This window comes from Geodermatophilus ruber, assembly GCF_900114385.1.
GTDB classification, from domain to species: Bacteria; Actinomycetota; Actinomycetes; order Mycobacteriales; family Geodermatophilaceae; genus Geodermatophilus; species Geodermatophilus ruber.
Genome location: NZ_FOSW01000015.1, coordinates 129,538 through 139,923, shown reverse-complemented (window position 1 = coordinate 139,923; position 10,386 = coordinate 129,538). Strand labels below are relative to the sequence as shown.

Genomic DNA, 10,386 nt, shown 5'->3' with positions numbered 1-10,386 from the left:
CGCTCAGCACGGTCGCCCCGCTCAGCACGGTCGCCCCGCTCAGCACGGTCGCCCCGCTCAGCACGGTCGCCCCGCTCAGCACGGTCGCCCCGCTCGGCACGGTCACCGCCGTCGCGGTCGCCCCGCTCGGCACGGTCACCGCCGTCGCGGTCGCCGCGGTTGCGGCCGCCGCGCTCCCCGCGGTCGCGGTTGCGCTGCGGGCGCTCGTCGTCGGTCCGCTCGCGCTCGGTCCTGTCCGGGGCGGGTGCCGAGGTCGTCGCCGTCTCGGCGGCAGGGGCCTCGGCGCGCGGCTCCGGAGCGGCGGGGGTCGTCTCGCCGGCCGGCGCACCGGTCTCGACGGTCGGCGCACCCGCGGGCCGGCTGGCGGCCCGTCGGCGGCGCGGCGCCGGCGCCTCGGCGGACGCGGCGCCGGCGGCCGGGGCCGTCACGGCGCTGTCGGCCGGGGCCGTCACGGCGCCACGGTCGGCAGCCTCGCTGACCGGCGCGGCCGAGGCGGCCTCGCCGCGGGCGAGCGGGATGCCGCCGGTCGGGGCCGGAGCGGCCGCGGGCGCACTGCCCGCGCCCTCGGCACCCACCTGGCGGGCGGAGATGGCGGCGACCAGGTCGCCCTTGCGCATCCGGCCGGTGCCGGAGATGCCGAGCTCGGCCGCCAGGCGCTGCAGCTCGGGCAGCAGCATGCCGGACAGCCCGCTGCCGCGGCGGCGGGAACGACCCGCCGTCCCAGAAGCGGCAGGTGCCTCGTCCGTCGCCGCGTTCTGCGGCGTGACGACGAGGTCTGTGGTCTCACTCACGTACAGGTCCTTCCCTGCGGAGACCTGCGCCTACCAGCGCAGGGGGTGACCCGGTCCCTCCCGGTCCGACCCGGAGGCGGAAACAGCGAAAAGACGGGATCGAATGGGTGCGAGGCGGTTCCTGCGGCGACGGAAAACGATCGTCTGCAACGCCCCGCGCGAGACTCGCCCAAGCTGGGCGGCTACACCGTGAGCCTAAACCGCACTCGCGAACAGGACAACACTGGTCGGTACCGGTGTGTTCCTCGTTACCCAGACGATACCTTGCCCCGGTCCGAGAGGACCCGCGCCCCGCTGAGATCGACATCCAGGGGCAGCACCCGCCACCCCTCGGGAGCGAGTTGGGTCACCTCGCGCACACGGGCACCGACCGGTTCGCCCACCGGGTCCTCGGGGTGGCGGCGGGCCAGCACCAGCACGCTCGGCCCGGCTCCGGAGACGACGGCGGCGTGACCGGCAGCCCGCAGCCGGTCGATCAGCGCCAGCGACCCGGGCATCGCGGCCGCCCGCTGCCGCTGGTGGAGCCGGTCCTCGGTGGCCTCGAGCAGCATCGCGGGCTCGCGGGTGAGGGCGTGCACCAGCAGTGCGGCGCGGCCGGCGTTGAACGCGGCGTCGGCGTGCGGCACGGCGTCGGGGAGCAGCCCGCGGGCGACGTGGGTGGACAGCGTGCCGCTGGGGACGAGCACGACCGGCTGGATGTCCGGGTCGACCTCGAGCCGGTCGGCGCGGGCCCCCTCGTCCGTGGTGAACGACAGGGTCGCCCCGCCGAGCAGGCAGGCGGCGACGTTGTCGGGGTGGCCCTCCAGCTCGGTGGTCAGCCGGAGGACGGCGCCGGCGTCGACCGCCTCGACGTCCGGGCACAGCGCCCAGGCCGCGAAGACCCCGGCGACGACGGCGGCGGCCGAGGACCCCATCCCCCGCCCCTGCGGGATCGCGTTGGCCGCGACCAGCCGCAGCCCCGGCGGCGCCCAGCCCAGCTCGTCGCAGGCGGCGCGGAAGGCGCGGACGACGAGGTGCGACTCGTCCGCGGGCAGCGTGCCCGCGCCCTCGCCGGTCATGGCGACCTCGAGGCCGCTCGCGGCGACGGTGAACTCGAGGACGTCGTGGCAGGTCAGCGCCAGGCCCGCGCAGTCGAAGGCGGGACCGAGGTTGGCGCTGGTGGCGGGCACGCGGACCCGCACCGACGTGCGCGGCTCGCTCACAGCCCCAGCTGCACCGCGGCCGCCGCGGCGTCGACCGGCACGGTGACGGGGGCCGGCGCACCGGAGATGGCCCACTCCGGGTCCTTGAGGCCGTTGCCGGTCACGGTGCAGACCACTCGCGAGCCGGCGGGCAGCTCACCGGCCTGCGCCGTCTTGAGCAGCCCGGCGACCGAGGCCGCCGAGGCCGGCTCGACGAAGACCGCCTCGCTGCGGGCCAGCAGCCGGTAGGCGGCGAGGATCTCCCGGTCGGTGACGGCGTCGATGCGCCCGCCGGACTCGTCGCGGGCGGCCAGCGCCTTGGTCCACGACGCCGGGTTGCCGATCCGGATGGCGGTGGCGATGGTCTGCGGCTGCTCGACGACCCGCCCGCTGACGATCGGCGCGGCGCCGGCGGCCTGGAAGCCCCACATCCTCGGCGTCCGGGAGGCCGTGCCGTCGGCCGCGTACTCGCGATAGCCCTGCCAGTAGGCGGTGATGTTGCCGGCGTTGCCGACCGGCAGGCAGTGGATGTCGGGGGCGTCGCCCAGGACGTCGACGATCTCGAACGAGGCCGTCTTCTGCCCCTCGATGCGGTACTGGTTGACGCTGTTGACCAGGCTCACCGGGTAGTCGATCGCCAGCTTGCTGGCCAGCGCCAGGCAGTCGTCGAAGTTGCCGTCGACCTGCAGCAGCTTGGCCCCGTGCACCAGCGCCTGGGCGAGCTTGCCCAGCGCGATCTTGCCCTGCGGCACGAGCACCGCGCAGACCAGGCCGGCGCGGGCGGCGTAGGCGGCGGCACTGGCGCTGGTGTTGCCCGTGGAGGCGCAGATGACCGCCTGGGCGCCCTCCTCGACGGCCTTGGTGATGGCCATCGTCATGCCGCGGTCCTTGAACGACCCGGTCGGGTTGGCGCCCTCGACCTTGAGGAACACCTCGCAGCCGGTGCGCCGGGACAGTTCGGGTGCGGGCAGCAGCGGCGTCGCGCCCTCCTGCAGCGTGACCACCGGGGTGCTGTCGCTGACCGGCAGCCGCGACCGGTAGGCCTCGATCAGCCCCGGCCAGAGCGGCGAGACGGCGCCCCGCACGGGCAGCTGGGTCGTCATGACAGTCCTTCCACACGCAGGATGCTGGTCACGCCTCGGACCGCGGGCATCTCCCGCAGCGCGGCGACGGTGGCCGACAGCGCGGCGTCCGGGGCGCTGTGCGTCACGATGACCAGCGTCGCGGCGTCCCCGTGCCCGTCCTGGCGCACGGTGGCGATGCTGACCCCGTGGCGGGCGAACTCCTGCGCCACCGTCGCGAGCACGCCGGGCTTGTCCGCGACGTCGAGGCTGATGTGATACCGGGTGGGGGTCTCGGCGATCGGCCGGGCGGGCAGGCCCGCGTAGGTGGTGACGCCGGGCCCGGGCACGCCGTCCGCCCGGTTGCGCGCCACGGCCACGAGGTCGCCGAGAACCGCGCTGGCGGTGGGCTCCCCGCCGGCGCCCTGGCCGTAGAACATCAGCTGCCCGGCGGCCTCGGCCTCGACGAAGACGGCGTTGAACGCCCCGCCGACCGAGGCCAGCGGGTGCGTCGTCGGGATCATCGCCGGGTGCACGCGCACGGCCACGGAGTCCCCGCCCTCGCCCGGCACCCGCTCGCAGATGGCCAGCAGCTTGACCGTGCAGCCGATCTCCGCAGCGCGGGCGACGTCGGTCGAGGTGACCGCGGAGATGCCCTCCCGGTAGACGTCGCCGGTGGTGACCTCGGTGTGGAACGCCAGCGAGGCCAGGATCGCGGCCTTGGCCGCGGCGTCGAAGCCGTCCACGTCGGCGGTGGGGTCGGCCTCGGCGTAGCCGAGCTCGGTGGCCTCGGCCAGCGCCTCGGTGAACCCGTGCCCGGTCTCGGCCATGCGGGACAGGATGTAGTTCGTCGTCCCGTTGACGATCCCGACGACCCGGCGCAGCTGGTCGCCGGCCAGCGACTCGCGCAGCGGGCGCAGCAGCGGGATCGCCCCGGCCACCGCCGCCTCGTAGTACAGGTCCACGCCGGCCTTGCCGGCCGCGGCGTGCAGCGCGGAGCCGTCCTCGGCCAGCAGCGCCTTGTTCGCGCTGACCACCGACTTGCCCGCCTCGAAGGCGGCCATGAGCAGCGAGCGCGCCGGCTCGATGCCGCCGATCACCTCGACGACGAGGTCGACGTCGGGCCGGGCGACCAGCGACGCGGCGTCGGTGGTGAGCAGGTGCGCGGGCACCTCGGGATGGCGGTCGGGCCGGCGGACGGCGACCCCGGCCACCTCGACCGGCCGGCCGATGCGCGCGGCCAGGTCGGCGGCCTGCTCGTCGAGCAGCCGCAGCACCGCGCTGCCGACGGTGCCGCAGCCCAGCAGGGCGACCTTGAGCGGGTCACTCACGAGCGCACTCCCACGGAGTTGTCGGGCGCCGGGTGGGCGCGGGGCGTGCCGGCCGCGGGGACGTCGGCGAGAACCGCGTCGAGAGCGAACACGTCGGCCAGTGTCTGACGGCGGACGATCTCCGTGGCGACGCCGTCCCGCACCGCGACCACCGGCGGCTTGAGCAGGTAGTTGTAGTTGCTCGCCATCGACCAGCAGTAGGCGCCGGTGGCGGCGACGGCGAGCAGGTCGCCGGGCTGGACGTCGGACGGCAGCCACAGGTCGCGGACGAGGATGTCGCCGCTCTCGCAGTGCTTGCCGACGACGCGGCACAGCGCCGGGGGGGCGTCGGAGGTCCGGTTGGCCAGCACGCAGGTGTAGGCCGCGTCGTACAGCGCCGTCCGGATGTTGTCGCTCATCCCGCCGTCGACGGACACGTAGTTGCGCACGTGCGGGGTCCCCGGCGCGCCGCTGGCGCCCAGCTGCACCGGCTTGATCGTGCCGACCTCGTACAGCGTCACGGTGCCGGGCGCGGCGATCGCGCGGCCCGGCTCGACGGCCAGCCGGGGCACGGGCAGGCCGAGCTCGGCGCACTCGTGCGCGACCACGGCCCGCAGCTTCTCGGCCACGTCGTCGGGGCTGACCGGGTCGTCGTCGGGCAGGTAGGCGATGCCGAACCCGCCGCCGAGGTTGAGCTCGGGGAGCACCTCGCCGGTCGCGTCGCGCACCTGGCCGAGCAGGCCGACGACGCGGTGGGCGGCGGCCTCGAACCCGGCGGTGTCGAAGATCTGCGAGCCGATGTGGCTGTGCAGGCCGGTCAGCCGCAGCGCCGGCTCGGCGATCACCCGGCGGGCGGCGGCCAGCGCGTCGCCGGTGGCCAGCGAGAAGCCGAACTTCTGGTCCTCGTGGGCGGTGGCGATGAACTCGTGGGTGTGCGCCTCGATGCCGACCGTGGTGCGGATCAGCACCGGCACCGGCGTGCCGCCCGCGGCGACGCGGGCCGCGGCCAACGGGACGAGCCGGTCGATCTCGTCGAAGGAGTCGAGCACGACGTGCCCGATGCCCGAGTCGACGGCCAGCTGCAGCTCGGCCGGCGACTTGTTGTTGCCGTGCAGCGCGATCCGCTCCGCGGGGAAGCCGGCGGCCAGGGCCACCGTCAGCTCGTTACCGGAGCAGGCATCCAGGTGCAGGCCGTCCTCGGCGACCCAGCGGGCGACCTGCCCGCACAGGAAGGCCTTGGAGGCGTAGTGCACGTCGGCGCCGGCGAACGCGGCGGCGAACTCGGCCGCCCGGCCGCGGAAATCGGCCTCGTCGAGGACGAACACCGGCGTGCCGTGCGCGCGGGCCAGCTCGGTGACCGGCCGACCACCGAGGTGCAACTCGCCGTCGACCCGGGTGGCCGATCGCGGCCACACGTGCGCGTCGAGGGCGCCGAGGTCGGCCGGAGGCCCGCCGGCGGCCGTCGGCGGGGCGATGGTGCCGTGCAGCGGCCCCGCGGGGTGCGCCCTCACATCCGCTCCGGGGCGCTCACGCCCAGGACGCCGAGGCCGTTGCGCAGCACCACGGCCGTGGCGGCGCACAGCCACAGCCGCGCGGTGGTCAGCGGGGTCGCCTCCTCGTCGCCGCGCGGCAGCACCCGGCAGGCGTCGTAGAACCGGTGGTAGGTGCCGGCCAGCTCCTCCAGGTAGCGGGCCACCCGGTGGGGGGCGCGCAGCTCGGCGGCGGAGGAGATCACCCGCGGGAACTCGCCGATCGCCCGGAGCAGGTCGTTCTCCCGCTCGTGGGTCAGCAGCGAGGCGTCCACGTCGGCGGCCTCGCCCAGGGCCAGGCCGAGGTCGGCGGCGTTGCGCAGCACCGAGGAGATCCGGGCGTGCGCGTACTGGACGTAGAAGACCGGGTTGTCGTTGGTCCGCCGCGTCCAGAGGTCGATGTCGATGTCGATCTGCTGGTCGACCGAGGCCCGGGCGAGCGCGTAGCGGGCGGCGTCGACCCCGATGGCCTCCACCAGGTCGTCGAGCAGCACGACGGTGCCGGCCCGCTTGCTCATCCGCACCGGCTCGCCGTTGCGGAGCAGGTTGACCAGCTGGCCGATGAGGATCTCCAGGTGCTCGTCGGGGTCGTCCCCGGCCGCGGCCACCAGCGCCTTGTACCGGCCGACGTACCCGGAGTGGTCCGCACCGAGCATGATCACGACCCGATCGAACCCGCGGGCCCGCTTGTCGAGGTAGTAGGCGCAGTCAGCGGCGAAGTAGGTCGGCTCGCCGTCGGCCTTGACCAGCACGCGGTCCTTGTCGTCGCCGAAGTCCGTCGTCCGCAGCCAGACGGCGCCGTCGGCCTCGTAGACGTGCCCCTGCTCGCGCAGCCGGGCCACGGCCTTCTCCAGGGCGCCGGACTGGTGCAGCGTGGTCTCGGAGAAGAAGACGTCGAAGTGGACGCCGAACGCCGCCAGCGAGCTGCGGATCTCGGCGACCATCAGCTCGACGCCCCGCTTCCGGAACACCTGCAGCTGCTCGTCCTCCGGCCGGTCGAGCAGCCCGGGCTCGGCGGCGAGGACCTGGGCGGCGATCTCGCCGATGTAGCTGCCGGCGTAACCGTCCGCGGGGACCTCACGGCCGTGGGCGACCGCCAGGAGGCTCCGGGCGAACCGGTCGATCTGCGCGCCGGCGTCGTTGAGGTAGTACTCGCGGGTCACCTCGGCCCCGCTGGTCTCGAGCAGCCGGGCCAGCGCGTCGCCGACGGCCGCCCAGCGGGTGCCGCCGATGTGCACCGGCCCGGTCGGGTTGGCGGAGACGAATTCGAGGTTCAGCTTCTGCCCGGCCAGCACCGCGGTGTGCCCGTAGCCCTCGCCCGCGGTCACCGCCTGGACCGCGATCCGGCCCAGCGCGCCCTGCGCGAGGGTGATGTTCAGGAAGCCGGGACCGGCGATGTCGACCGAAGCGATGCCCGGGTGCGCGCGCAGCTCCTCAGCGATGCGCTCGGCGACCTCGCGGGGCGGGAGACCGGCAGGCTTGGCCAGGCGCAGGGCGACGTTGGTGGCGTAGTCGCCGTGCTCGGGGTTCTTGGGGCGCTCGACGACCACCTCGCCGGGGACCTCGACGGACAGCGCGCCGCGGTCGACGGCGGCGGCCACGGCGGTCCGGACGACGTCGCGCAACTGCTCCGGTGTCACCGCGTGATCGTACGCAGCTTCGCGCGCCGCCCCGGTCGCCCGCCCCCGGCGCCCGGCCGCGGCCGCCGCGGTTCCCAGGGTTCTCCCAGACGGCGGACCTAGACTGGCCTCCCGGAAAGGGGCATCGAGCCCCGGCCCGAGCCGGCCGACGGCACGGGCACCTCCGGACCGGCGCACAGCACGGTCCACGAGCTCGAGTACGAGGAGCAGGCCGTGGCCAAGGACCGCAAGCCCCAGACTGGCCGTTCCGGCGGGGGGGCCGGCCGGTCCGGCTCGGCCGGGGGCGGCAAGGGCGGGCGCACGCGACCGCCGGCGAACAACGTCGTCACCCAGCAGCGGCCGTGGGGGCTGATCGCCGCCGCCGTCGCCGTGGTGGTCTTCGCCGCCGCCGTCATCACCTACGCCGTCGTGCAGGTCAACGAGGCCGACGCCGCCCGGGTGGACTCGGTGGACGAGATCAAGGGGGTCCAGACCTTCGACTACGCCGCCGGCCAGGAGCACGTGACCACGCCGGTCGAGTACGAGCAGAGCCCGCCGGTGGGTGGGCCGCACGACGGTGAGTGGGCCGACTGCACCGGCACGGTCTACGACGTCGACATCCGGCACGAGAACGCCGTCCACAGCATGGAGCACGGCGCGGTCTGGATCACCTACGACCCCGAGGCCCTCTCCGCCGACCAGATCGCGACGCTCGCCGCGGTCGCCGGCGAGTCCGGCCGGATGCTCTCGCCCTACGCCGGCCAGGACTCCCCGGTCAGCCTGCAGTCGTGGAACCACCAGCTGAAGGTGGACTCGGTCGACGACCCGCGGATCGTGCAGTACGCCGACTTCATGACCTTCAACGACGACTTCTACCCCGAGGTCGGGGCCAGCTGCGAGAACCCGCAGTTCATCAGCGACCCGCTGACCGTGGACGACCCCAGCCGCGGCGCCGCCGCGGCGATGACCGACGCCCCGACGACGCCGAGCCCCGACGCCGGGAGCGGTGCGACGGAGTCCGGCACGCCGTGATGACCGCCACCCCTCCGGAGGCCACCACGGCCACCCCGGCGCCCGCGCGCCGGGGCCTGCGAGGTGTGTTGCTCGCGGTCATCGCCGTCGGGCTGGTCGTGCTCGGTGGCGGGCTGGCGGTGGTCCTGGGCATCGGCCGGGAGGACGCCACCCCGAGCGCCGACTCGGTCGACGCCGGCTTCTCCCGGGACATGGCCCGCCACCACCTGCAGGGCGTGGAGATGGCCAACCTCGCGCTGATGCGCAGCACCGACCCGGACGTGCGCCGGCTGGCCTTCGACATCGCCGAGACGCAGAACAACCAGGTCGGCCGGATGCACGGCTGGCTGTCGCTGTGGGGCCTGCCGCCGACGGGCGGCGAACCGATGGCGTGGATGAGCTCCGGCGAGCACGCCGGCCACGACATGCACGCCGGCCACGACATGCATGCCGGCGGCCTCATGCCCGGGATGGCCACCGAGGAGGAACTCGCCGAGCTGCGCGGGCTGACCGGCACCGAATTCGACGTCCAGTTCCTGCGGCTGATGATCCGGCACCACCAGGGCGGCTTCGGGATGGCCGACTACGCCGCCGACCACGCCGCCGTGCACGCGGTCAGGACCCTCGCCCGGACCATCGCCGAGACCCAGACCGCCGAGGTGACGACGATGGAGCGGATGCTCACCGACCGCGGGGGGACCCCGCTCCCGCCGCCCTGAGAGCCGCCGTCCGGGCCACGCGCGGACACTGGTAGGTTCTTTCTCGCCCCACCGCAGAGCCCCCGTAGCTCAGGGGATAGAGCACCGCCCTCCGGAGGCGGGTGCGCAGGTTCGAATCCTGCCGGGGGCACCACCCGATCGAACGGCCCCTCACCGGCGCAAGCCTGGTGAGGGGCCGTTCGGCGTTCGTGCGGCATCCCTTCTCTGCAACGAAGGCTGACACCCCTCCCTCGATCAGCCCGGGCTGATGGCCGTGGCGGAGCCGCGCGCGAGGCCCCGCCGGTCGCGACCGCTCACCTGAGGCGTCCCGGAGCGTCCGCCGGGGCCGCCCGCTGACCCTCAGCTGGTGAGCAGGCCGCCCTCCACCGGCAGAGTGGTCCCGGTGACGTAGCCGCCGGCGTCGCTGACCAGGAACACCAGCGCCGCGGCCAGCTCCTCGGGCTCGCCGGCGCGGCCCATGAGCACCCGGCCCATCTGCGAGTCCAGGTAGCCCGGCGCGTAGCTGTCGGTCATCTCGGAGGCGAAGAAGCCCGGCGCGAGCGCGTTGACCCGGATGCCCCGGCGGCCGGTCCACTGCTGGGCGAGGTCCCGGGTCAGCCCGATCAGCCCGGCCTTGCTGGCCGAGTAGGCCGCCTGCGGCAGGCCGGCGGTGGTCAGCCCGAGGATGCTCGAGATGTTCACGATCGAGCTGCCCGGCCGCATCACCCGCCCGCACGCCTGCGCCATCCAGTAGCAGCCGTTGAGGTTGACGTCGATGACCTCGCGGAACTGCTCGGGGGTCTCCCGGGTGGCCGGGACGGCGGTGCCGATCCCGGCGTTGTTGACCAGGACGTCGACCCGGCCGAACTCGGCGACGGTGGCGTCCACCAGGGCCTGGCAGTCCTCGGGTCGCGAGACGTCGGTGCGCACCGTGATCGCCCGCCGGCCGGCCTTCTCCACCGCCGCCCGGGTGTCGGCCAGCCGTTCCTCCCGCCGCGCGCCGAGGGCGACGTCCGCCCCGGCCTCGGCCAGCGCCCGGGCGAAGACCGCGCCGAGGCCCGAGGACGCCCCCGTCACGATCGCCACCCGGCCGTCCAGCCGGAACATGTCGAGGATCGTCCTGCCGCTCACGCCTGCTCCCGTCGTCGGTGTCGTTCCGCCGCGAGCCTGTCGCCCGGGCCGCCGG

9 protein-coding genes and 1 tRNA gene are annotated in these 10,386 nt (G+C 74.8%); 3 read left to right on the top strand and 7 right to left on the bottom strand.

The window, feature by feature from the left end; genetic code table 11:
- The 6 genes from BMZ50_RS20290 to argS all read right to left on the bottom strand — a co-directional run.
- A partial coding sequence (locus BMZ50_RS20290) for a Rho termination factor N-terminal domain-containing protein (protein WP_177212905.1) occupies positions 1–791 on the bottom strand: 791 nt, incomplete at its 3' end.
- Between the two features lie 248 nt (positions 792–1,039).
- Positions 1,040–1,993 carry a homoserine kinase gene (gene thrB, locus BMZ50_RS20285; protein WP_091328834.1) on the bottom strand — a complete coding sequence of 318 codons (954 nt, stop codon included), beginning with the start codon at positions 1,991–1,993 and terminating at the stop codon, positions 1,040–1,042.
- Positions 1,990–3,075 carry a threonine synthase gene (thrC, locus tag BMZ50_RS20280; protein ID WP_091328832.1) on the bottom strand — a complete coding sequence of 362 codons (1,086 nt, stop codon included), beginning with the start codon at positions 3,073–3,075 and terminating at the stop codon, positions 1,990–1,992. Before thrC ends, thrB begins: the two co-directional genes overlap by 4 nt.
- Complete coding sequence (locus BMZ50_RS20275; RefSeq protein WP_091328830.1) at positions 3,072–4,364, bottom strand: homoserine dehydrogenase; 1,293 nt, start codon at positions 4,362–4,364, stop codon at positions 3,072–3,074. Before BMZ50_RS20275 ends, thrC begins: the two co-directional genes overlap by 4 nt.
- Entirely contained in the window at positions 4,361–5,854 is a 1,494-nt protein-coding gene (gene lysA / locus BMZ50_RS20270; protein ID WP_091328828.1) for a diaminopimelate decarboxylase, read from the bottom strand. The genes BMZ50_RS20275 and lysA overlap by 4 nt, the downstream gene beginning before the upstream one ends.
- Positions 5,851–7,512: an arginine--tRNA ligase gene (argS, locus tag BMZ50_RS20265; protein ID WP_091328826.1), complete on the bottom strand. Its 1,662-nt coding sequence runs from the start codon at positions 7,510–7,512 to the stop codon at positions 5,851–5,853. Before argS ends, lysA begins: the two co-directional genes overlap by 4 nt.
- 213 nt (positions 7,513–7,725) lie before the next feature.
- Between argS and BMZ50_RS20260 the strand changes: the two genes are divergently transcribed.
- The 3 genes from BMZ50_RS20260 (at position 7,726) to BMZ50_RS20250 (ending at position 9,354) form a co-directional block, all read left to right on the top strand.
- Positions 7,726–8,523: a thioredoxin-like domain-containing protein gene (locus tag BMZ50_RS20260; RefSeq protein ID WP_091328825.1), complete on the top strand. Its 798-nt coding sequence runs from the start codon at positions 7,726–7,728 to the stop codon at positions 8,521–8,523.
- Positions 8,523–9,221 carry a DUF305 domain-containing protein gene (locus BMZ50_RS20255; RefSeq protein ID WP_091328877.1) on the top strand — a complete coding sequence of 233 codons (699 nt, stop codon included), beginning with the start codon at positions 8,523–8,525 and terminating at the stop codon, positions 9,219–9,221. Before BMZ50_RS20260 ends, BMZ50_RS20255 begins: the two co-directional genes overlap by 1 nt.
- 58 nt (positions 9,222–9,279) lie before the next feature.
- Positions 9,280–9,354, top strand: a tRNA-Arg gene (locus BMZ50_RS20250).
- A gap of 206 nt (positions 9,355–9,560) precedes the next feature.
- On the opposite strand, the gene BMZ50_RS20245 is transcribed toward BMZ50_RS20250, so the two are convergent.
- Positions 9,561–10,331 carry an SDR family NAD(P)-dependent oxidoreductase gene (locus tag BMZ50_RS20245; protein WP_218146355.1) on the bottom strand — a complete coding sequence of 257 codons (771 nt, stop codon included), beginning with the start codon at positions 10,329–10,331 and terminating at the stop codon, positions 9,561–9,563.
- Positions 10,332–10,386: the final 55 nt, after the last annotated feature.